The sequence below is a fragment of the Bradyrhizobium sp. Bra78 genome (genome assembly GCF_024519855.1).
Taxonomy (GTDB): domain Bacteria; phylum Pseudomonadota; class Alphaproteobacteria; order Rhizobiales; family Xanthobacteraceae; genus Bradyrhizobium; species Bradyrhizobium japonicum_G.
This window is the reverse complement of sequence record NZ_JALJRE010000012.1, coordinates 170260-191827: the sequence shown is the minus strand read 5'-3', so window position 1 is coordinate 191827 and position 21568 is coordinate 170260. Positions and strand designations below refer to the sequence as shown.

26 protein-coding genes and 1 tRNA gene are annotated in these 21568 nt (G+C 62.3%); 9 read left to right on the top strand and 18 right to left on the bottom strand.

All coding sequences use genetic code 11. From position 1 onward, the window contains the following. Positions 1-3 precede the first annotated feature (3 nt). From OC450_RS25625 to OC450_RS25600, 6 genes are all read right to left on the bottom strand, one after another. Positions 4-1167 carry a GNAT family N-acetyltransferase gene (locus OC450_RS25625; protein ID WP_256808180.1) on the bottom strand — a complete coding sequence of 388 codons (1164 nt, stop codon included), beginning with the start codon at positions 1165-1167 and terminating at the stop codon, positions 4-6. 143 nt (positions 1168-1310) lie between these two features. Beyond that, entirely contained in the window at positions 1311-2750 is a 1440-nt protein-coding gene (ccoG, locus tag OC450_RS25620; protein WP_211385298.1) for a cytochrome c oxidase accessory protein CcoG, read from the bottom strand. A 30-nt stretch (positions 2751-2780) separates the two neighbouring features. After that, positions 2781-3170 carry a DUF302 domain-containing protein gene (locus OC450_RS25615; RefSeq protein WP_211385297.1) on the bottom strand — a complete coding sequence of 130 codons (390 nt, stop codon included), beginning with the start codon at positions 3168-3170 and terminating at the stop codon, positions 2781-2783. Positions 3171-3210: 40 nt separating this feature from the next. Further along, complete coding sequence (locus tag OC450_RS25610; protein ID WP_211385296.1) at positions 3211-3414, bottom strand: DUF2892 domain-containing protein; 204 nt, start codon at positions 3412-3414, stop codon at positions 3211-3213. Between the two features lie 28 nt (positions 3415-3442). Next, a complete protein-coding gene (gene trxC / locus OC450_RS25605) occupies positions 3443-3886 on the bottom strand; it encodes a thioredoxin TrxC (RefSeq protein WP_211385295.1) in 444 nt (147 codons plus the stop codon). Beyond that, positions 3883-5169: an NAD(P)/FAD-dependent oxidoreductase gene (locus OC450_RS25600; protein WP_211385294.1), complete on the bottom strand. Its 1287-nt coding sequence runs from the start codon at positions 5167-5169 to the stop codon at positions 3883-3885. The genes trxC and OC450_RS25600 overlap by 4 nt, the downstream gene beginning before the upstream one ends. A 117-nt stretch (positions 5170-5286) precedes the next feature. Here OC450_RS25600 and OC450_RS25595 point away from each other — a divergent pair, with 117 nt between their 5' ends. The 4 genes from OC450_RS25595 (at position 5287) to OC450_RS25580 (ending at position 10300) form a co-directional block, all read left to right on the top strand. Then, complete coding sequence (locus OC450_RS25595; RefSeq protein ID WP_249129227.1) at positions 5287-5598, top strand: ArsR/SmtB family transcription factor; 312 nt, start codon at positions 5287-5289, stop codon at positions 5596-5598. A 124-nt stretch (positions 5599-5722) separates the two neighbouring features. Next, positions 5723-6712: an efflux RND transporter periplasmic adaptor subunit gene (locus OC450_RS25590; protein ID WP_262048886.1), complete on the top strand. Its 990-nt coding sequence runs from the start codon at positions 5723-5725 to the stop codon at positions 6710-6712. Beyond that, entirely contained in the window at positions 6709-9933 is a 3225-nt protein-coding gene (locus OC450_RS25585) for an efflux RND transporter permease subunit (protein WP_211385291.1), read from the top strand. Before OC450_RS25590 ends, OC450_RS25585 begins: the two co-directional genes overlap by 4 nt. Before the next feature lie 10 nt (positions 9934-9943). Then, a complete protein-coding gene (locus OC450_RS25580) occupies positions 9944-10300 on the top strand; it encodes a carboxymuconolactone decarboxylase family protein (protein WP_211385290.1) in 357 nt (118 codons plus the stop codon). Between the two features lie 78 nt (positions 10301-10378). On the opposite strand, the gene OC450_RS25575 is transcribed toward OC450_RS25580, so the two are convergent. The 3 genes from OC450_RS25575 to OC450_RS25565 all read right to left on the bottom strand — a co-directional run bounded on the left by OC450_RS25575 (position 10379) and on the right by OC450_RS25565 (position 11998). After that, positions 10379-10708 carry a hypothetical protein gene (locus OC450_RS25575; protein ID WP_211385289.1) on the bottom strand — a complete coding sequence of 110 codons (330 nt, stop codon included), beginning with the start codon at positions 10706-10708 and terminating at the stop codon, positions 10379-10381. A 107-nt stretch (positions 10709-10815) separates the two neighbouring features. Beyond that, positions 10816-11220 (bottom strand): hypothetical protein, encoded by a 405-nt coding sequence (locus tag OC450_RS25570; RefSeq protein ID WP_211385288.1) that lies wholly within the window; start codon positions 11218-11220, stop codon positions 10816-10818. 535 nt (positions 11221-11755) lie between these two features. Next, complete coding sequence (locus OC450_RS25565) at positions 11756-11998, bottom strand: PilZ domain-containing protein (RefSeq protein WP_211385286.1); 243 nt, start codon at positions 11996-11998, stop codon at positions 11756-11758. 182 nt (positions 11999-12180) lie between these two features. Here OC450_RS25565 and OC450_RS25560 point away from each other — a divergent pair, with 182 nt between their 5' ends. Further along, positions 12181-12474: an HdeA/HdeB family chaperone gene (locus OC450_RS25560; protein WP_211385285.1), complete on the top strand. Its 294-nt coding sequence runs from the start codon at positions 12181-12183 to the stop codon at positions 12472-12474. Between the two features lie 116 nt (positions 12475-12590). Here the strand turns inward: OC450_RS25560 and OC450_RS25555 are convergent, their stop codons facing one another. Then, positions 12591-13055, bottom strand: coding sequence for a PaaI family thioesterase (locus OC450_RS25555; protein ID WP_211385284.1), 465 nt, complete (start codon positions 13053-13055; stop codon positions 12591-12593). A gap of 376 nt (positions 13056-13431) precedes the next feature. Between OC450_RS25555 and OC450_RS25550 the strand changes: the two genes are divergently transcribed. Further along, entirely contained in the window at positions 13432-13722 is a 291-nt protein-coding gene (locus tag OC450_RS25550; RefSeq protein ID WP_262048885.1) for a hypothetical protein, read from the top strand. A gap of 108 nt (positions 13723-13830) precedes the next feature. After that, a complete protein-coding gene (locus OC450_RS25545; RefSeq protein ID WP_262048884.1) occupies positions 13831-14085 on the top strand; it encodes a hypothetical protein in 255 nt (84 codons plus the stop codon). Between the two features lie 7 nt (positions 14086-14092). Here the strand turns inward: OC450_RS25545 and OC450_RS25540 are convergent, their stop codons facing one another. Further along, the gene (locus OC450_RS25540) at positions 14093-14326 is read right to left on the bottom strand and encodes a DUF6894 family protein (RefSeq protein WP_211385281.1); all 234 of its coding nucleotides are present in this window, start codon (positions 14324-14326) and stop codon (positions 14093-14095) included. Positions 14327-14474: 148 nt separating this feature from the next. Then, complete coding sequence (locus OC450_RS25535) at positions 14475-14678, bottom strand: hypothetical protein (RefSeq protein WP_211385280.1); 204 nt, start codon at positions 14676-14678, stop codon at positions 14475-14477. Positions 14679-14990: 312 nt separating this feature from the next. On the opposite strand from OC450_RS25535, the gene OC450_RS25530 reads away from it, so the two are divergent. Beyond that, the gene (locus tag OC450_RS25530) at positions 14991-15230 is read left to right on the top strand and encodes a DUF2798 domain-containing protein (RefSeq protein ID WP_262048883.1); all 240 of its coding nucleotides are present in this window, start codon (positions 14991-14993) and stop codon (positions 15228-15230) included. A gap of 825 nt (positions 15231-16055) precedes the next feature. On the opposite strand, the gene OC450_RS25525 is transcribed toward OC450_RS25530, so the two are convergent. The 6 genes from OC450_RS25525 to OC450_RS25500 form a co-directional block, all read right to left on the bottom strand. Then, a complete protein-coding gene (locus tag OC450_RS25525; RefSeq protein ID WP_211385278.1) occupies positions 16056-16223 on the bottom strand; it encodes a hypothetical protein in 168 nt (55 codons plus the stop codon). Between the two features lie 189 nt (positions 16224-16412). Continuing rightward, complete coding sequence (locus tag OC450_RS25520) at positions 16413-16607, bottom strand: hypothetical protein (RefSeq protein WP_211385277.1); 195 nt, start codon at positions 16605-16607, stop codon at positions 16413-16415. 1480 nt (positions 16608-18087) lie between these two features. Beyond that, positions 18088-18450, bottom strand: a complete 363-nt coding sequence (locus tag OC450_RS25515; RefSeq protein ID WP_262048882.1) for a hypothetical protein — start codon at positions 18448-18450, stop codon at positions 18088-18090. A 121-nt stretch (positions 18451-18571) separates the two neighbouring features. After that, entirely contained in the window at positions 18572-18868 is a 297-nt protein-coding gene (locus tag OC450_RS25510; RefSeq protein ID WP_262048881.1) for a hypothetical protein, read from the bottom strand. Between the two features lie 414 nt (positions 18869-19282). Further along, positions 19283-20185 carry a transposase gene (locus OC450_RS25505; protein ID WP_262048880.1) on the bottom strand — a complete coding sequence of 301 codons (903 nt, stop codon included), beginning with the start codon at positions 20183-20185 and terminating at the stop codon, positions 19283-19285. 159 nt (positions 20186-20344) lie between these two features. Next, positions 20345-20416: transfer RNA gene (locus OC450_RS25500), tRNA-OTHER, on the bottom strand. Between the two features lie 418 nt (positions 20417-20834). Between OC450_RS25500 and OC450_RS25495 the strand changes: the two genes are divergently transcribed. Next, positions 20835-21359: a winged helix-turn-helix domain-containing protein gene (locus OC450_RS25495; protein WP_262048879.1), complete on the top strand. Its 525-nt coding sequence runs from the start codon at positions 20835-20837 to the stop codon at positions 21357-21359. The last annotated feature ends 209 nt before the right edge of the window (positions 21360-21568 follow it).

Below are 21568 nucleotides of genomic sequence, written 5' to 3'. Positions count from 1 at the left end.
ATCCTATTTGCGAACCAGGCGGACTGCGCGGCGCGCCGCTGCGTATGCGATGCCGTGCGCCGCGAGCGCCCCGTGAATGAGCGCCACGACCGGATCGTTCCGCCGCAGCGGGATCAGCACGTCCCCGATTGCGAAGCGTCCCCGCCAGATCGGGTTGATCATGGGGTGGTCGGCGCTCGCCGTGGAATCCGCGCTGGCGATGGCGGGGTCGGCACAGAGGTGGCGGGTGAGCTCGAGCGTGAGCTGCACCCCCGGCGAATATCTTGCAAAGCGCTCGTCGATGCCGAGCTTGAAGAAAAAGGCGCGGTCCCGATGCCGCAGCACGATGCCGGCGGCGACCGGAATCGCGCCGGCGCGAAGCGTGATGACCTCGCACTGCGCGGTCTCTGCCAGCGCGAGAACCGCGCGGCGGATGAAGGCGGCATCGCCTGCATGCTGGACCAGCGCGGTGCCGCGCTTGCCTTTCCAGCCACTGGCTTCGAGCTGCAGGAATGTTTCGAGCGCAGCTCCGATCTCGTCGGGTCTGCGCGCGACGTCGAACACGACGGCGCCGTGTTCTTCGAGACGATGACGCTGGCGGCGCAGTTCCTTGAGCTTCCTGGCGCCGAGCGCGTCACGGAGCAGTGATTCACCGTCCTGCGTCGCGTCGAGACTGGCGCGGATGTAGGAAGAGAGGATACGCGGCTTCAGGCCGTCGCGATCGAGAACTTGCCTGACCGAATTCATCGCCGCGCCGTCGAGCGCAATATCGTTCAGCACCAGCGCATGCGCACCGGCATCGCGAGCCTGCTGCAGCAGCCGTGTCGCCGCCTCGATCGGAGCCTCGCGGTCGATCAGCGGGCTGCACAGCGTGCCGTAGGGATGCGCGCTCACCAGAGCGGGCAGGGGAATCCTCCAGGCACGCCAGAGCGAGATCACGGGCATCAGCCCGATCAGCCGCGATCCGTCGAAAGCGGGAAGCGCTTCGGCATCCGTGCGGCCGCGCGCGGATGCGCTGACGGCGAGCTCCCAGCCCGGCAGGTAATATCCGTTCGGCTCGATCGTGCGCTGCGCCAGCGCGCGCCACTGGCTGGCTTCGATCGCCGTGAGCGGGACGAGCGCGCGCACAGCCTCGGCATGCTTTGCCGATGCCGGATTGATCGCAGCCTGGTGCGCGATATCGACCACGTCCCGTCGTCCCCGTTCAGGAGGCCATGCTTAGCGCAAAGATTGGAAAATACCGTTGGGACGCCGCTTCAATTCGAGCGGTAACATTAACGTCTCATCAAGCATCCGGCGGCAGCCGCCGGATGCGCCATGGAATCTCGGAGCTACTGCTCGCCCGGCACGAAATGATCGCGGGCGCTTGCGCGTCCGCCGCCGGCGGTCTCGATGATGGCGATGTCGACGTCGCGGGAGGTCTTCGGCAGGTCGCCGGGGCCGATCTGCACCGACAGCCTGACCTCGCGGGTCTGATCCTGCCCGACCTCGATGACGGGCTTTCCGTCGGAGCTGGCTTCGATGCCGGCGACGCGAATGGTTGCGCCGGGCAGACCGGAGACCTCGATCGCAAACGATCGCTGCGCGCCCTTGTTCAGGATGCGGACGGTGTAGTCGTTGCGCACCCCGCCGTCCGAGAGCTGGACGAAGAGGGGATTGCGCTCATGCAGCACGTTGACGTCCATCGTCGCGCGGGTGGCGAGCGCATAGATCATGATGCTGCCGACGATGGCGATGGCCGCGACATAGACCAGCGTGCGCGGACGGATGATTCGGTAGAGCGGTGCCTTGCCCTCGCGCCGGCGCTGCATATTGATGTCGGTATCGTAGCCGATCAGGCCGGCGGGCCGGCCGATCTCGCGCATCACGTTGTCGCAGGCGTCGATGCACAGGCCGCACTGGATGCAGCCGAGCTGGATGCCGTGGCGGATGTCGACCCCGGTCGGGCAGACATTGATGCACTGATGGCAATCGACGCAGTCGCCGGCGAAATCGCCATGCGCGCGGGCTGCGTCCGCCTTCTTCACCGACATGCGCGGCTCGCCGCGGTCGCGCCGATAGGTGACGTTGAGCGCCCATTCGTCCGTCAGCGCCGCCTGGATGCGCGGCCACGGGCACATGTAGATGCACATCTGCTCGCGGGCGTGACCCGCGAAGACATAGGTCGTGGCGGTGAGGATGCCGATCCAGAGATAGGCGATGAACGGGGCCTGGAAGGTGGCGAGCTCCTTCACAAGCGTCGGTGCATCGGCGAAATAGAGCACCCATGCGCCGCCGGTCCACCAGGCGATCATGATCCAGAGAAAGTGCTTCAGTGCGACCTTCCGGACGTGATCGAACGTCCAGTAGCGCTTGTCGCCCTGCATGCGCTCGCGCCGGTCGCCCTCGACCCAGCGCTCGACGGCGTAGAACAGGTCGGTCCACACGGTCTGCGGGCACATGTAGCCGCACCAAACCCGTCCCGCGACCGCATTCATCAGGAACAGCGTCATCGCCGCGATGATCAGCAGACCGGTGAAATAGTAGACCTCCTGCGGCCAAAGCTCGATGAAGAAGAAGTAGAAGCGGCGGTGCGGAAGATCGACCAGCACGGCCTGGTCCGGCAGGCCGGGCCCGCGATTCCAGCGTAGGAAGGGCAGGAGATAATAGGTCCCGAGCGTGACGCAGAGGATCGCCCATTTGATGCGACGGAAAGGGCCGTGGACGGATTGCGGATAGACCTTTCTCCGCTTCTCGTAGAGAGGTCCCTCGATGAAAGTGTCGTCGGTCATGGTCGGCCTCTGCAATCTGTCCGAATGGTCTCACGCAATCTCGGCGACGACTTGCTTCAGCAATTCGCGAACCTGTCCGGCGACGGCGCCGAGCTTCGGGTTCTCGATCGCCGCCATCGAGGCGACGGGATCTACAGCCGAAATCTCGACCTTGCCGCCCTCGCGCTGCTGAACTACGACGTTGCAGGGGAGCATCGTGCCGATCTTGTCCTCGAGGGTCAGCGCCTCATAGGCAAGCTTGGGATTGCATGCTCCGAGGATGAGATATGGCCGAAACTCGGCCCCGAGTTTCTTGTTCAGGGTATCCTTCACGTCGATCTGGGTGAGCACGCCGAAGCCATGGTTCTTCAGCGCTGCGGTCGTGGCCGCAACCGCTGCGTCGAACGGCAGGTCGACCGTTTTCGAGAAGTGATAGGTCATGGACTGTCTCCGTCGAATTGCACTGATTTCTCCGCTGCGCTCACGAGAACGCGCAGCCGCTGCTCAGGCCAAGCTTCTTGAACACGATCGCAGCGGGGCAGAAGCCCGTGAACGAGGCCTGCAACAAGTTCAGCCCGGCGAACGCTGTCAGCAGGTACCAGTACGCATTCACGTAGGTGCCCAGCGCGAGTCCGAGCAGGACGACGAAACCTGCGAAGGCGAGAACGGCTTTATCGAGATTCATGGCATGCTCCTGTTTGAGTCTGTTGGCATTACGAATGGGTCAGGCTGGCCTGGGTCCAAGCCACGATGCTGCGTGCATCCATCGCGCCGGCGTGGCGGGCGATCTCGCGGCCGCCGCGCATCAGCAACAGCGTCGGGATGCCGCTGATGTTGAGGCGCGACGACAATGCAGGAGCGTTGTCCGAATTGAGCTTCAACAGCCGGATCTGCGGCTCCAGTTGCTGCGCGGCGCGCTCGAACATCGGCGCCATGGCGCGGCATGGCCCGCACCAGGGCGCCCAGACGTCGACCAGAACGGGAATGTCGCTGTTGTCGACATGGCGACCAAAGGCTTCCTCGTCCACCTCGATGGGGTGGCCGGTGAACATCGGCTGGTGGCAGGCGCCGCAGCGCGCGCCTTCCGGCGTACGCTCGACTGGAAGGCGGTTGGTCCGCCCGCAATGCCCGCAGACGATCTGGCGTGTCTCGCTCATGTGCCCGTCCGGACCTCCTTGATCTTGGCGATGTTCAGCTTGTCGAGCAGGAAGCGCTCATAGAACGGCTCGCTCTCGCCGCGTCGCATCTTGCGGAGGAAATACTTCTCGAAGGCGACCTTGGCGTAGTGCACCCACTCGCCCTTGGACGACCAGTTGACATTGCGCGGCGGGATCTGCGGCTGCGCCAGGAAGGCGACGCCGGAATCGCCGAAATCGGCAAGGCAGATCGCATTCCAGGTCGGCTGCGCGCTCGGCTCCTTGCCCCGGAGCAGGGCGCCGATATTCAGCGCGGTCGCGGTCACCATGGATTCGATCATGAAGCCCGTTTTCGGCACGCCGACCGGCACCGGGGTCGCCCCGACCGGAGCGATCGCAACGCACACCCCGACCGCGAAGACGTTGGGGAAGGCGGGGTTGCGCTGGTGCTTGTCGACGACGACGAAGCCGCGCGGGTTGGTCAGCTTGTCGATGCCGCGAACCGCCTCGACGCCGCGGAACGCCGGCAGCATCATCGAATAGGCAAAGGGCAGCTCGTGTGTCTTGCGCACCGCGCCGTCGTCACCGAGCTCCTCGACGACCATCTTGCCCGCTTCGACGCCCTTGACGCGCGCGTTGGTAATCCACTTGACGTGCTTCTCACGCATCTCGCTTTCGAGAAGGCCCTTGGTATCGCCGACGCCGTCAAGGCCGAGGTGGCCGACATAGGGCTCCGAGGTGACGAACGTCATGGGGACCTGGTCGCGTAGCTTGCGCCGGCGCAACTCGGTTTCCAGTATGAACAGGAATTCGTACGCCGGGCCGAAGCAGGACGCGCCCTGGACCGCGCCTATCACGACCGGGCCGGGGTTGGCTGCAAGCTTTTCGAATGCGTCCTTCGCGTGCGAGGCGTGGTCTACGTGGCAGATTGATTGCGTGTGGCCTTGCGGGCCCAGGCCGGGAATCTCGTCGAAGGCAAGCTCAGGCCCCGTCGCGACGACAAGATAGTCGTAGTTGATCGACATGCCATCGCCGAGCTCGACGCGATTCTCGGTCGGGTGCACGCGCTTGGCGCCCTGCGTCAGCAGGCGCACGCCCTTGCGCTTCATGATGTCAACGAGATCGATCTCGATCTCGCTGCGCTTTCGCCAGCCGACTGCCACCCAAGGGTTCGATGGGACGAAGTGATAGACCGCGCCCTGCGAGATCACGCTCACGCGGTCGTCCTTTCCGAGCTGGGGCAGCAACTCATAGGCCATCAGCGTCCCGCTAAGACCGGCTCCAATTACGACAACTTCCGCCATAGGTTACCTCCACTGGTGAGCGGCTCCGCCAGTTGCGCCCTGGCCGTTCCGCCGCGATGCTTGACTATATATTCATATATTCGTATATACGCAAGTATGAAAATAGATAGCGAAACCATGGCGCGGGCGGCGGACCATGCGAGCGACCTCTTGAAGGCGCTGTCCAACCGGCACCGGCTCCTCATCATCTGCCAGCTCATCGATGGCGAGCGTTCGGTCGGCGAACTTGCCGAGTTCCTGAACCTGCGGGACTCCACGGTCTCTCAGCATCTTGCGCTCCTCCGCAAGGATGGCCTGGTGTCCTCGCGTCGCGACGCGCAGACGATCTTCTATTCGATCGCGAGCGAGCCGGCCCGCGAGATCCTGAAGACGCTCTATCAGGTGTTTTGTGCACCCAAGTCCGCAAGCAAGTCCGCAAGGTCGAAATGAAGTCTACGAGCACCCAAGTTGCGGCGCGTTGAGCAAGATCAACGCCCCACCCGATAAAGCTGACGATATGACAGAGGACACCGCGCCGCGGTGTAACGGTTCCATGATGACACGGACACGCCCCATGCGACTCCTAGGATTGTTGGCGGTTCTCGCAGCCACCGCCCTGCAGAGCGGTCTCGCCGCGGCGGAAACGCTCACCGTGGCGCAGCACTCCGTCGCCGACGAAAAGGCCGTGTTTGCAACGGTGGAGAGTGTCAGCGTTGTGCCCGCTCGTGGACGCATCGGCGGAATTGTGGTCCAGCTTAATGTCAGGGAGGGGGATCCTGTGACCGCCGGCCAGGCGATCGCGACCATTGGTGACGAGAAGCTGGCCCTTCAGATGAAGGCCCTGGATGCGCAGATCGAGGCGCTCCAGGCTCAGGCCAATCAGGCGCAGATCGATTTCACGCGCATTGAGGGTCTGGTCGAGCGCGGCACGCTCCCGCGCGTCAAGCTTGACGAGGCCCGGACCGCGCTGAACGTGGCCGATAACGGGCTGCGCGCGAAGACCGCCGACCGCAGCGTGATCGCGCAGCAGCTCAGCGAGGGTCAGGTGCTGGCGCCTTCCGGTGGCCGGGTGTTGAAAAAGCTCGTCACTGTCGGCTCTGTGGTGATGTCCGGAGACGCGATCGTCACCGTCGCGCAGCAGCATTTCAAGTTGCGGTTGAGGGTGCCGGAGCGGCACGCACGGCTGCTCAAAGCCGGCGACAGGATTCGAGTCGACGGCGCCGAGTTTGGCGAGGAGGCGTCCAAATGGGGCGTGATCGATCTCGTCTATCCGCAGATCGAGGAGGGCCGCGTCATTGCAGACGCCAGCGTCGAAGGTCTCGGCGAATACTTCGTCGGGGATCGGCTGCGGGTGTGGATCTCCGGCGGCACGCGGCCGGCATTCGTCATTCCGGCAGGCTACGTGACGACCCGGTTCGGCATCGACTACGTGCGGCTTCAGCAGGCCAGCGGGGTTATCGACGTGCCGGTGCAGCGCGGACGCGAACTGCCGACGCCCGCGCTCCACGATGGGCTTGAGATCCTGTCCGGCATCCGTGCCGGCGACCAATTGGTGCGGCCGTGAATCTCGGACTCTCAGGTCGGCTCACCAAGGCGACGATCGCCTCGCCGTTGACGCCATTGTTCCTGCTCGCGTCGCTCGTGGTCGGCCTCATCGCCGTCGTCGTGATCCCGCGGGAGGAAGAGCCGCAGATCAGCGTGCCAATGGTCGATATCCGCGTCAATGCCGACGGCTTGCGCGGGCCCGACGCAGTCGAACTCGTCACCAAGCCGCTGGAAGCGATCGTCAAGGGCATCGACGGCATCGAGCATGTCTATAGCCAGACCGAGGACGACCGCGTGATGGTCACCGCGCGGTTCCTGGTCGGAACGAAGTCGGAGGATGCGATCCTCCGCGTCCATGAGAAGATCCGCGCCAATCTCGATCGCATCCCGGTCGGCATCCCCGAACCGCTGATCGTCGGTCGTGGCATCAATGATGTCGCGGTGACAGTATTGACACTGGCGCCGAAGCCGGAGGCGGCCGGACGCTGGACGGACAAGGACCTATTCGAGCTCGCCGACAAGCTGCGCTCGGAGCTCATAAAGATCGACAGCATCGGACTGACCTACATCTCTGGCGGCGCGGCGCAGCAGATCAGGGTCGAGCCGGATCCGGAGAAATTGTCGCTGTTCGGCGTCACGCTGCAACACCTCGTGGCCAAGGTGAAGGACGCCAATCGTTCGTTCCTGGCCGGCCAGGTCCGCGATGCCGGCGTCGTGCGTAACGTCGCGGCCGGCCAGACGCTCGCGGGTATTCCCGACATTGGGTTGCTCTTGATCTCGACGCGCGACGGACGGCCGGTCTATGTCAAGGACGTGGCCTCAGTCATCATCGGACCAAACACGACCGAGCATCGGGTCTGGAACGACGCGCGCGACGAGAAGGGGCAGTGGTCGCGTGTGCCCGCGGTCAGTCTGGCGCTCGCCAAGCGCGCCGGCGCCAATGCGGTCGTGGTCTCCGCCGACATTGCCCGACGTCTCGAGGGACTGAAGGGGCGCCTCATTCCCGACGACGTTCAGGTGACGGTGACGCGCGACTATGGCGAGACCGCCAACGAGAAGGCCAACGAGCTCCTGTTCCACCTTGGGCTCGCCACGATCTCGATCGTGGTGCTGATTGCGATCGCGATCGGATGGCGCGAGGCCGTCGTGACTTTCGTCGTCATTCCGACGACGATCCTGCTCACGATGTTCGCGGCCAATCTGATGGGCTACACCATCAACCGGGTCAGCCTGTTCGCGCTGATCTTCTCGATCGGCATCCTGGTCGACGACGCCATCGTCGTGGTCGAGAATATCGCGCGGCATTGGGGCATGCGTGACGGCCGGTCGAGATTGCAGGCGACGATCGAAGCGGTGGCGGAGGTCGGCAACCCGACCATCGTCGCCACGCTTACGGTGGTTGCCGCGCTGTTGCCGATGCTGTTCGTGTCCGGATTGATGGGCCCCTACATGGCGCCGATCCCGGCGAATGCCTCGGCGGCGATGCTGTTCTCCTTCTTTGTCGCGATGGTCGTTGCGCCCTGGCTCATGCTCAAGCTGGCGCCGAAAGCTGAGGTCGCAGGGACCCATGCCGCGCACCAGGAAGGACGGCTCGGGCGGCTTTACCGGCGCCTTGCCACTCCCATCGTCCGGAGTAAGCGCGCAGCCTGGATGTTCCTGCTCGGCGTCGGTGTCGCGACACTGCTGTCAATGACGCTATTCGCGACCAAGTCGGTGACGGTCAAGCTGCTGCCGTTCGACAACAAGTCGGAAATCGCCGTCGTTGTCGACCTCCCGGAAGGGGCGAGCCTGGAGGCGACCGAGCGCACGCTGTTCGGCGCGGCGGAGATCGCGCGGCAATTGCCGGAGGCCATCTCGCTACAATCCTATGCCGGCACGCCGGCGCCGTTCAATTTCAACGGCCTGGTGCGGCACTATTATCTGCGCGAAAAGCCCGAAATGGGCGAGCTGCAGGTCAACCTGGCCGCGCGCGGCGAACGCAATCGGGCGAGCCATGATATCGCGCTGGAGCTGCGGCAAAGGCTGAAAGCGCTCGATATCCCAAAGGGCACCAGCATCAAGGTGGTCGAAGTGCCGCCCGGGCCGCCGGTGCTGGCGACGCTGCTTGCCGAAGTCTACGGTCCGGATGCTGCGACGCGCCGCGCTGTGACGGCCGAGCTGAAGAAGGTCTTTGCCGAGGTCCCTTTCATCGTCGATGTCGACGATTCCATCGGCGAGAAGCGGCCACGGCTGCGGCTGTCGATCGATCAGGACCGGCTCGAATTCTTCGGCGTCGAGCAGCGCGACGTCTATGACACGATACAGGCGTTGTTCGGCGGCATCTCGATCGGTTATTCGCATCGCGGCGAGGATCGCAACCCGATCGAGATCGCGGTGCATCTCGGCAAGCGCGACCTCGTCTGGGACGAGGCGCTGGCCTCCACGCCCGTGCCCGCCAACACGGTGCCTGGCAGCAAGACGGTGGTCGAACTCGGGCAGGTCGTTAAGGCGACCGTGGAAGAGGGTTCGCCGACGATCTTCCGTCGTGACGGCCGCTTCGCGGACATGGTGATGGCCGAACTTGCCGGGCGATTCGAAGCGCCACTATACGGCATGCTGGCTGTTGCGGATCGCGTGGATGCCCATGATTGGGGCAAGCTGCCGAAGCCTGCGATCAGCCTGCACGGTCAGCCGACCGATGAATCCCGTCCCACGCTGCTGTGGGACGGCGAATGGGAGATCACATGGGTGACGTTCCGCGACATGGGTGCCGCCTTCGGCGCAGCCATTCTCGGCATCTACGTGCTGGTTGTCGCTCAGTTCAAGAGCTTCCGCCTGCCGCTCGTGATCCTTACGCCCATTCCGTTGACGCTAATCGGCATCCTGCTGGGACATTGGCTGCTGGGCGCGCCGTTCACGGCCACCTCGATGATCGGCTTCATCGCGCTTGCCGGCATCATCGTGCGTAACTCGATCCTGCTTGTCGATTTCATCCGTCACAGCGGCGGGGACGGCAAGTCGCTCCGTGAGGTCGTGCTTGAAGCCGGCGCCGTTCGTTTCAAGCCCATCTTGCTGACCGCACTCGCCGCTATGATCGGCGCGGCGACCATCCTGCTCGATCCGATCTTCCAGGGACTGGCGATTTCGCTTCTCTTCGGGCTTGCGTCCTCGACGCTGCTCACCGTGCTCGTCATCCCTGCGATCTACGTCGCCCTGCGCGCGCCGCACGAGGCGACTTCCACGACGACCAAATCCAGTTAGCGAGGGTTCGATGGACAAGAACTACGTCGATATCACCAGGAATATTTCCGCCAATCTGCGCAAGCTGCGGAGCGACATTCCCAACACCATGAAGGGATTTTCCGCGCTCGCCCATGCCGCCACGCACGACGGCGCGCTGGACAAGAAGACCAAGGAGTTGATCGCGCTGGCGCTCGGTGTCGCCGCGCATTGCGACGGATGTATCGGCTTTCACACCGAAGCACTCGTCAAGCTCGGCGCGACGCGCCAGGAGGTCGAGGAGGCGCTCGGCATGGCCGTCTATATGGGCGGCGGACCGTCGCTGATGTACGCCGCCGATGCGATCGCGGCCTACGAGCAGTTTCAGCAGCAATCGGTCGCCGCCTGACGGCGGTGATCCCATCCAACATGATAACGGGACCGGACGAGTGGTCTCGTCCGGTCCCGCCTGTCATGGCTTCATCGACTACCAGCGATCGCCGACACCGACGCCAACGCTGACGCCGGGCGCCCGGATGCCGATGCCGGCACGCGGACCATCATCCCAGTCGCGATAGGTGCGGCGCTCATAGTAGTGATCGCGCGGCATGGTGGCATAGGAGTCGCGCACGATCACGCGCGCACCGCCCCGGGTGCGATAGCAGTTGCCGGCATCGTCGCAGACCAGCCGCACTTGCTGGACGAGATCGGGGCTGGTGTATTCGCTGCTCGTGTAGATGTCGGCGGCCTTCGCGCCGCTCGCCGTGGCCAAAGCCCCGACGCCAGCCAGCAATGCAATCGTGAATGTCCTCATCATGTCCTCCTCGAAACTGCCCTCGGCGGGACAAGAAGGCGAGGCGGCGATCGTTCCGGCCGAATTGCAGGTTTTTCCCGGAACCCGGTCGCTGTCAGCCTGGATTGTTGCTAGATCGGCTCGTAGCTTTCCGACCCGCAGATGTCGTCAGCTTCCGCGCGCCGGCGATCAACCACCTTTCCGCCGGTGATTGTCACGACGTAGGTCTGGGCGCCGAGCGACGAGCCGGTCGCGGAGGTGAGCTGCGCGCGAACGCAGGCGGTCCAGCCCGGTCCCCGCACCTCACGATGGGGCGAGGCGACATGCACCTCGCGCGGATAGGACGTGTTGAGGAAGACGAATTCGATCTGTTCGCGCACCACGCGCTTGACGTCGGGGGGCGGTTCGGGCGGCTGCTGCTCGGCTTCCTTCATGCGCATGAACTCGGGCACCGGCGCGCGGCTGTCGGCGAAGCCGCAGGCACCAAGCGTGAGCGAGCCGGCGAGCAGCGCCGCAAGAGCAATGATCCGCAACATCCGTGAAGGTCCCCTGCGGGCCAACAGATAGGCACGAATGCGATCCGGCGAAGTCCCGGCCGATCAACATTTGCTGAAGCCAAGATCTCCTGAAGACCTGGAGCCCGCGGCATTGGCTATTCCACGATTGCCGGCTAGCTTGTACCCCGGACGAAGGGGATTGCGTCAATGAGGATTTTGGTCTTGGCGGCCGCCGTGCCGGCGCTGGCGGTTGCCTCGGCGCAGGCGCAGATGGGCGGCCGACGCCAGCCCAACGAGGGCCGCCAGAAGGTGGACACACGCCCAAGGTCGACGAGAAAGCCTACAAGGCCGCACTCGAGTGCATCCCCGAGTCCAAGTAAAAATACGACCCGTGGAGCGGGGCGAGTCCGGCTGAACCTGCCAGGAAGCCGAAGTAACCGAGACGGGCATTGGCGAGTCGGCTGTGCCGACTGCGGCACCGGCAAGCCGGTGTGAGCTGCGCCGGCGTCGTCGCCATCAAGCAATCATCAACGTGATATGGATGCGATGCGAACGATCATTCACATCGTGCGCGTTATTCCACGAAGGCGAGGCCGACGCGCCTGTCGCTGCGCCAAACGGTCCGGCAATTCCGCTCGAAATTGTCGCGCGTGATCGCGAGCGTGAACGATTGCGGCAATGTGACCGGGCCATCGAGGTCGATCGCCGCACCGCCTGCCGACATGTTTCGCACCGTGCACGCGATGCCGCTGTTTTCAAAGGCGATCGTTCCACCCTTGAAAACACGGTAGCGCTGCGCTGTACGCTTCTCGATCATCCGCGTTGATCCATAATGACCTTTGTGAAAATAGTGCATGGAAATTACGTTGAACTAAACTCAATACTGGGGCTACTTGCACTGCGCTTCAGATTTCGTTTACGACGTTGAAGCGGAGAACTGCTCCTCCGACTTTCGCCAAGAACTTTCCTTTATGGCGCTGCGCGCCGATGGAGATATTGATGAAGACCACGCTTTCGCTTCTGTTCGCCGCGGCGCTCTCGCTGTCGTCCGTGCCCGCTCAGGCCACCAAGCTCGATCTCGCGACCATGAGCTGCAAGCAGTTCCTCGAGAGCGGGGACGACACCATCAAGATGGTGCTGACCTGGATGGACGGCTGGTACAAGGGCGACGAGGAAAACGCGATCATCGACACCGACGTGTTCGTCGAGAACGCCAAGCAGTTCGGGACCTATTGCGGCAAGAACCCGAACGTCAGCATCGTGACGGCAGCCGACGAAGTGCTCGGCAAGTAATTTCTCGCGCGCGGCGGTGCGAAGCGCGACCGCAATCGCGTTTCCCGTCGCGTCATGACACCGTCGAAAGCCGCGGTCAGCCTTGCGCTCCGCGGCTTTTTCGTTTCGGATGATGCTCAGCCCGGCAGCATCGCGAACGCGCTCGACACCATCGCCACCGGCTTGTTGTCGGTGGCCGAGAGCAGGGTGACGCGGCCGAAGCTCATGGTGCGTCCGAGCCGCACCACGCGGGCGTCGGCCAGCACGTCCGCGGAGGAGACGGCGCGCATGAAATGCGTTGTCTGGTCGACCGTCGTCATCGGACGATAGCCGCGGTTGGCGGCGAGGTTCGCGATCACCATCGCAGTGTCGGCGAGCGCCATCAGCGCCTGGCCGCAGACCACGCCGCCGTTGCGGCACAGCCGCTCCGAGAACGGCATGCGCAGAAGCGCGGCCGGCTGCCAGTCCGGCACGTCCGGCGGCGGCACGTGCTCGATGCGCTCGACCGAGAGGTTGAGATCCTGGACCCAGGGTGCAAAGACCTCGCCGAGTATGCGTCGGGCCTCAGTGATGCCGAACTCGGCTTCTGGCTGCGATGGCATTGCTGTCGTTCCCTCCCGTGTTGCCGGATGTTTCGGCCATCTTGCGCGGATTGGCACGGCAGAGTCACCCGGTCTGCCGCCGGTCCCTCCGCCGGTCCCTTCGGCTTGAAAATGCCCGACTTCGCCCGATATGATGCCACGGACCGGGTATGGGTGGATGATGTTGCGTCGGTATGTCCTGGTATTTTGTCTGGCCGCGCTCGGCCTGGCGCTGAACGGGTGCACCAGGTGCGGCCCGATCTGGGACGACTGGCTGCACGCGCCGAAATCGTGCAGATCGGACCGGCTCTAGCGGGCCGAGCGGTCGCGATCCGGCCGTGACAACGATGACAAGGCGCGGGCGATCCGCCCTCTATGGATGATCAAGGAGTCAATGATGAAGCTTTTCCGTATGGCCGCGGTGCTGGTGATGCTGGCGGGACCGGCCTATGCGCAAATGCCCAATATCAATTTGATGCAGGACGGTCCGAGCAAGTCCCCCGAGGAGAAGGCCGCGGAAGCCGAGCGCGACAAGGCCTACAAGGAAACGCTGAAGAAGATCCCGGACTCCAAGGCGTCCAACGATCCCTGGGGTGGCATGCGCTCCGATCCGCCGAAGCAGCCGGCGGCGAAGGCGTCGGCCGCAACTAGCGCGCCGAAGAAGAAATCCGGCACCGCTGCCAATTGACCTCTCTGTCCGATCGGAGGCGGCTGACGCCTTCGATCGGGGACTCCTCTTGGGCGGCTCGCTTCCTACATCCTCCGGGAGCGTTATGTGCGTAGAGGAGGGCAGGACATGGCCGATCGTCCGCGGGATCTCGCCGAGCGGATGGCGCGCAGGCGCAGGCTGGGCGGCAAGCCGGGCGAAGCGGCCGGCGACGGCTATCTGCGCGAGACCTTCACGCTGCCGCGCCCGGCGGCGCGGGAAAGGGCCGAGGCTTTCTTCGCCCGCTACCCCAAGGCCGGCTATATGAGCGCAGTCGAGACCTGGCGCGAGCTGCCCGGCGGCGACATCGAATTCACGATGCGGCGGCTGCCCAGCGCGGATTAGGGTGGCCCTAATCGAAGGTTTCCGCGGTGATGCGGATCCGGAACACGGGCTCCTTGGCCTCGTCCAGCAGCTCCATGTGCCATTCGGAATTTTCCTGGAGCTTGCGGGCGATGCCGGCGGCCATGTCGGCGCAGACGCTGGTCATCTCCTTCCAGGCCAGGTCGCGATCGGCAAATTCCGACGCCTGGTCGGCGCAGCCGGAATAACGGCCGTTCCGGATTCGAAAGAAGTAGAGCGGCATGGCTGACACCGATCGCGCGTGATGGCCCTCCGTCCCCACGGCCATGACCAGACGCAGTCCAATCCCAAACCATCGGCAGATCAATTCCGGGCGGCTACGGAATGCCCTTATGACGCGTCGTGCCGCCGTCGATCCCGGTGCGGCCGATTCAGACCGTGTTGACCAAGCCGTCTTTGCGTCCGATCGCCTTCAGCTCCCGATCGATGCGCAGCTGCACCCGCCGGATCGCCAGGAGGTCGATCCTGGTCTCGGTCCTGCCGGTCTTGACCTGCTCGCCGATGCGGAACTGCCATTGCCAGATTCCGGGAATGGCCGTCTTGGCGACGGTGAATTCAACGCCCCTGTGATTCATGGCCTTCTCCCACGATTCACTTCCATCACTGCAAACATGCTGGCCGGCATAATATTCCGGAGACAAGTAAAATCGGTCGGTAAGCCTCGGAGAATTCACGGCTATCTCGAAAACGTCCGCGCTTTGAAACAAGCGAAATCGAATCTCGAAAGAACAGCCATCGGCGCGACATGGAGCAAGACCTGGTGCAGGATCTGGTGCCCGTGGTTCTCCGACCAAGAACAGAGTTCCTGGGCGGTCACTACGGGGGCGGGGGAAGCGACGGCATGTGCCTTGCTTGCCCCGGGTGACGGCAAGCAACATGGGCGCGTCATGCTGGGCATCCCCCGTCGCTACTCTCATTTCGTCTTCGGAATCATCCAGTCCGGCCTGACCTCGCTGATCGCGGCGGGCATCGCCAGCTTGCCGGGCGGGAACGCGCTGGTCTTCCTCGCGCACTGGATGGTGTCGTGGCTGATCGCATGGGCTGCGATGCTGCCGATCGTGCTGCTCGCGGCGCCGGCAATTCGTGCCTTCTCGCTGTGGCTGACGCGGGAGGAGGCGGACTCGTAAGCCGGCCGGCCGGCATGAAAAAACCCCGCTTGGGAGAGCCAAGCGGGGAGAAGGTTGTTGGAGGCTGAGGTGCTGGGCTGCAACACCATAGCCGCACGACCCTAGCCGGCTCAGCTTACGACAGCCTGACAAGGCCACGAACGGAATCCGGGCCGGCGTGTTCGCCCGTCTCGCAAATAGAAAACCCCGCCCGGGGGGGAGCGGGGTTTTCGACTGGGCATGGAGACCCGGTGTTGGTCCACCGAGCACGCCCAGACTAGGAGACGAGGCTTACGCGCGCCTGACGATGGCCGCGAGAACGGGGCCGCCAGGCCGCAGACTGGCCCCGCACCGGTCCCAATTTCGACATCCGTTCGCACAACTCAGGACACAAGGGCAGGCGAGATTTCGCACCGTCCGGTGCAGCCATGGGGGAACGTGGCGCGCCGGCAACGGGGTGGCATCATGGACAACGTAGAGCGGTCGTTTGCCGCCGCGACGGCGGCTGGCTTTGTCGTGCTGGTGATCGGCATCGTGCTGCTGGCGCTACTCTAGCGATGCACGCATCTTCTTCCTCAGTACGGATGGCCTGAGGCGGCGCCGTCGGAGCCGGCCTGATCGGCACGCCGGTGGTGAGAGGCCGTTCGACGACGCCATCTTCTTCAAAAGATCGAAAACAACCCCATGCACAGTAGGCGCCGACGAAATGCCATTGAGGGATCAATGGCTTAATTGTGGTAGTGGATACCATAATGGCGCGCAGCCCGGCTGCGACGGCACTCCACGTGGAGCAGATGCTGGGGCTGCCTGCCGACGCGCCTCGGTCGGCTGCGCCCGTTCGCGGCCTTAATGAACGTTGATGGAGTCCAGCGGCAAACGGAGCTCGGCGGCGCGCTCCAGGCGGTCCTTCTTGCGGAACTCGTTTTCCTTGCGCTCGAACTTGATCATCTCCTCCTGCGCCGCCTCCAGGAGGGGATTGCGCCTGCTCGCGACGTGGTGCGCGTTTTCCGTCATGACTGAGATTCCCAGAGTTGCGGTCCTATTCCGGAGAAGGCGGAAGACCGCGAAAAGGTTCGGTGCCACAAGATTACGGAATTCTGCCGGCGTCCGCACCATCCGTCTTTGATGCGCGTCAGCTTCCAGGAGGGGCGGAGATCTCCAAGGTGCTCCGTGAAACGAAAGAGGCCGCCAAGCGAGGCGGCCTCAATTCAGCTTGCGGCGCAGCTTCTCCAGGATGGCGCGCTGCTGATCGATTTGCTCCTGGACCACCTGCCGGGCTTCCTCGGTGCGCGGGGTATCGCCCTCACTTGGAGGTTTCCGGGAGAGATCAATATTGGGTGCTTCTCTTTTTCCCATGCCGGACCACGGAGCCGTTATGTTCGGCGTTGTGTTCGGCAATGATTCCAAATCCGGGGAAGCGCGTCATTAATCCAGGTTAGGCCGCCCCAAAATCAAACCAGGCCGCTGAGGTCGGAAAACAGGTGAGCGCCCAGCCAGCCCCGCACGGGGGCCTTTTCGTTTATCGGAAACTAAAACGCCGCCTGCTTAAATGAAGCGCAGGCGGCGGCTTACCAGCCCCGAGGGGGATGATGCAAAACCCCGGTAAAGATTAGTCTACACGGACAAGGCCGAGGTTCAATGTTCCTGATTCGGAACATCCGCAGGGGCGGGTCACCAGGCAGGGGCACTGGCTCCTTCGAGTTGGAGGGGCGTCGGTGTTGCTACCTCGGAGCCTGCAGACCCGGTGATGAAAGCCACTGATCCACTTGCATCGCCGTTTCGGTCTGGCGCGCTTTCCGGATCATGGCATCCGCCAGGGGGCCGTGAGGAAGCTTATGCGCCTCGTCCTCGAGACGATCCGCCTCGAGCATGAGGCGGCTCACAAGTGAAAGCTTGGGTCGGTGGGGTTTGGTGCGCGTCAAGGTGCTCTCCGTGAAGGAGGCGGGAGCGCAATACTCTCAGTCACCGATAGATGCCGATGGTGGGGCGGTGATGGGCGACAGTACGCGCTATGCGCGCAGCAAGCGATTCAATTCCGCATTGCAAAATGAGCCACTGCCAATTTCAAACCAGGGCCCCTGGGGGCAGAGCCAGGTTCGTACCTGAACTCAGGTACCGGCCGACCGCCAACCGAGGCAGCCTTACTCCTTCTCGACCTCTATCCGCAGGCAATGTTCGCATCGGAAGACGGAGACCTTGCGGCGCAATCCCGAGGCTCCCAGCGTACTGATATGGGTCATGGCGCGGGTGCAAATCTCGCAGGGCCGATCTGGTCGTTTGACCTCGGACGTTCCCATGGGCGGGTAGAAATTGCACAACTCTGTTCTGGGGTCTGAGCAAAATTGCTCACCCACAGCGCCAACCAGCACCGTTCCGCTTTTCGATACACCTAAAAGTTGCTCTGATCGAAACAGGCAGCCTCAGCTTTCAGGCCAGGCTTGGCAAGGGCCTCGATCCCGAACACGAATGAAAGAGGCCGCCAACTGAGGCGGCCCTTACTGAGCGCTATGGGCGGTGCTGCCGCTTGGGGGGCTGGAAGAAGCGCTGGTCGGTAGCTGTGAGGCTGATCCCAACTTTTCTCTAATTCTATGCAGCATGTCGAGAAGACCAGCGCCAGTGACGACGTCCATTTCTTCTGTGGTAAGCTCGCGATGATTGCTGGTCATTTGTCCTGCTCCGAGCCATGGCGACTTTGCGCCGTATGATGTGAGCGGACTATGCTGGTTGACGGGTAGCCTCACAGTGACAATTGTCACACAGTCAAATCAGGCCACTCTCAAATTCAGATCAGGCCGCTGAGGGTCGAAACAGGCCAGCGCCCAGATTCAGGTACTGGCCGAAATAGGCCACTCGGGATTTCAAAGTGAGCCACTAAGACTTAGTAGGGCTTATTGGTGTGAGACCGTAGCGTGGCAACGAGGTTATGTCCCTCGTCAGGCGTCCCCCGACCGGCCAGCTTCGGAAGCAGGTCCAGAACGTAGGCCATGTCATAAACGAGTTCATCGTACCCAGTCGCCCGGAAGTCAGGCATCAGGGTCGTGATCATCGTGCTGGTCTTGGTATTTTCCCAATGGCAAATACAACTGCCATGGTCCATTTTGCACAAAAAGAAACTAGCGCTGTTCATCACCAGCTGAAAGCGCTTGAAGGTGACCGGCGAATCCGTGAGCGGAGCCTCCGGCTTGCCGGAGCCCCAGACGATATCCTGATAAGGGGTAGGCTGGTCCCCATTCAAGGACATGATCACATCCTAATTCACCAAAAAACACCAAGTAAAAAGCCGTCTCGCAGAACACGAGACGGCTTAATCAGAATCACCAACTTCGCGCTAATGGTCAACTAAATGACCATTTTGTTAAAAGTCAATGGTGGGAAGCGACTTCTCCAGTGGATGCGCGGCGGGCGGTGACCACCGGTCCAGTATGGCTCTCGATTTGAGCCAGAAAGCCCTCATAGGAATAGTCGAGCTTGTATTTTGCCTCGCACTTGCACAGCTTAGACACGTGCTCATTCAGAGCAGTGGTCGCCTGTTGAAAAACATGCGCTAGCTGCGAGCTTCCAATATGGAAGCCCGGCAGTTCCAGCGCTGTGAAAACGTGAGTTTTCCCTACATTCCTGTAGATCAAATTCACCTCAGCTGGTGCGGACAGCAGGGCCATTATTCCCTCAATAACTCCAGAGTTCCTAGCAATATGATGCGGCTCAACGCGAACGCTCGGGGCCCGTTCCTAGCCTGGCGCTACCCATAACGAAAGTCGATTGTCAACGCTTGACAATTAGCTAGTTATGAGTCTGGAAGGTTAACAGGACCTTAACGGGGGTATTTGGTCGTTTTTTTCCCGTAGTGTCAATGAAAATGCTGTTGACAAGCGAAAATCGGCCTACGGAATGTGGCTCCATAGCATCAGCTATTGGCCTGCAAAAGGGTTGTAATACAAGTCGTTGCACAGAGATTTCTACAGATAGTAGTTGGTTGTGCATATTTCCCCTAGATAGGGGGCAAGAGGTTTTGTGGCCTTTGCCCGCTATTTCTTTGGCGTCTTCGAATCGAATCGGGATGATTCGCGCTTTGCTCAGTTTTTTCCACCCTGAATTACCGTGAACTTCCGGCGTCGGTCCGGCGGGGTCTCAGTGGGCAGCGCAGGCGCCACAGCAAGCGCGGCGTCCACAAGCTGTGCAATCGTCCAAGCCTTTCCCGCCAGCCCCAGCGCCTTCGCTGGCGTCGTGCGCAGGGCCTCGTGAGTGCGGCACAGATTGTAATGCGCCACATACAGCGCGACGGCTGCAACGTGGTTGTCCAGCTTCTTGCTAAAGCCGTTGGTCAATCGGGTGAACCGACGCGACGCCATGCGCAGCGAAAGGTTCTGGCGCTCAACGTAGCTGGTCGAAACGTACTGCTCGGGATCGCCCGATACTACGTCACGGCTTACAGCTACTACGGCGGCGGGCGAGTAGCGGCCCTGAGCTTCCTTTACAAGATGCGTTACGCTGTAGGTCTTTACGATCACGCCATGTGATGCGTTCGGCCCGAAGGCGTCGCGGATCGCTACGCGGTAGGGGTGGAAGCCATCGGTTGAAATCTCCGGCTGGCCGATAACTCGGCTGCGGAGGTCGTGCAGGAAGTCCATGGTGCTTTCTGCATTCCGCTTGCCGACGCCCCAGCTAATGATTGCCTTCTGCGTCCCGGCCATGCCGATGAAAACGTACTGATCGCCCTTGGCGTTGATCTCGTGACGCTTGACGTTCTTTTGCTTCTTGCCGACGAAGCTCCACAGTTCGTCCAGCTCAAGGCGCTCGGTACGCACGCCGACCATGATGCGGTCGTGCAATTCCATGCAGCCAATTCCGACACGCAGGGCCAGGTTGGCGACGGTGCCACGGTTGACGCCGGTAAGGCGGGAAGCCGTGCGGATGCCGACGCCTTCGCAAAGGGCGGCAATGACTTCAATCTGCTTGTCGCGGGCTAGGACGTTCATGAGGGCGCAATCCTCGTTTTGGATTGCCCCGGCGGACACTAGAAAATACGCCTTCCAGAGCGTATATCCTGATTTGGTCGTCCGGCCCGGGGCGCAATCTCGGGTTTGATGGCTAGGGATCGGCAGCGTTCCAGCGCCGTCGGTCCCGCTAATTCTCGGCTGCCCTGCCGGGATTAGAACCCGGACCTCTCCGCGTGTAACAGCGAGCGTCCTACGTTAGACTACAGGGCACCTAATCAGAGGCCGCACCGCGCGAACGGTGCGGCCTCTTTTTGTTTGTAGGTGCAGAATCCAAACAAGTCAATCAATGTTTGGATTTCTGAGTGGTTTTTCTATTTGTGTGATTCACACAGGGGCGTCGCATAGGGGCGGTGCACCGGGCCCAAGCGTGGCGTGTGGGTATCCAAACTTTTCTGCTTGATTGTGAATCTGGAAAATGCAATAAAAAGGGCGCGCAGGATTCACGGTCCTAGCGCGCCCTATGTCCTCACCCGGTCAAGAGCAGAGGAGGTTGCGAAGAAGATGACGGTCCAACAAGCGAGTGGGGGTCGTGACCCCTTATGACCCGCCCACAAGGGCGTCTTTGCTTCGTGCCGCTTCGCAACGGCACTTTTAGCCCTATAGCACACAGGTGCGTTGGGAGCAACAAATGACTGACGAATCAAAGGGTATCGACCCTTACGAGACGGTCTTGGCTGATCTGTACGCGAAGCGCGATCAGATCGCGCAAGCCATTGCTGCCATTGAAGCCTTCCGTGGCGGTGGGCTAGGAGGCGGGCCGAGCGGCGGTGCCAGTGCGGCAGCTAGCGGGCCCTCTAAACCCGGGAATGGCTCTCTGGACCACGCGGGGGCGCTTCTCGGCATGTCCATCGTGGAAGCAACTAAGGCTTTGCTTGCAGCCAAGCGAACCCCACTAAAAAATCCCGACTTGGCGGCCTTGTTTAAGGCTGGCGGCCTTCACATGAACTCGAAAGAGCCAGCTAATACGATCGGCTCTGTCCTCACTCGGCGTATGGCTGAAGTCGGCGACGTGGTGCGAGTTGGGCGCGGAACTTGGGGCCTTAAAGAATGGTACCCCGGCCGAAGCTTCAAGGTGAAAGACGACGAGAAGAAGGACGATAAGAAGCCCCAACAAGAGCCCGGGAAAGCCGGGCTTGATGCCGCGCTGGAATAAGAAAGAGGCCGCCCACTGAGGCGGCCTTACTTCTTACCGTTCATACGATCTAACAACGCACGCAGGCGGGCGATAAACGTCTCTACCCAGTCGTCACCCTTTGGCTGGGGGTTGGACCGATTAAATTGGTCCCGGCACGAGGGGCGATCTTTCTCGGAATCCATACATTGATCCTCCGGCAAGGTGTGTTGCCTGAGTAACTACAACTT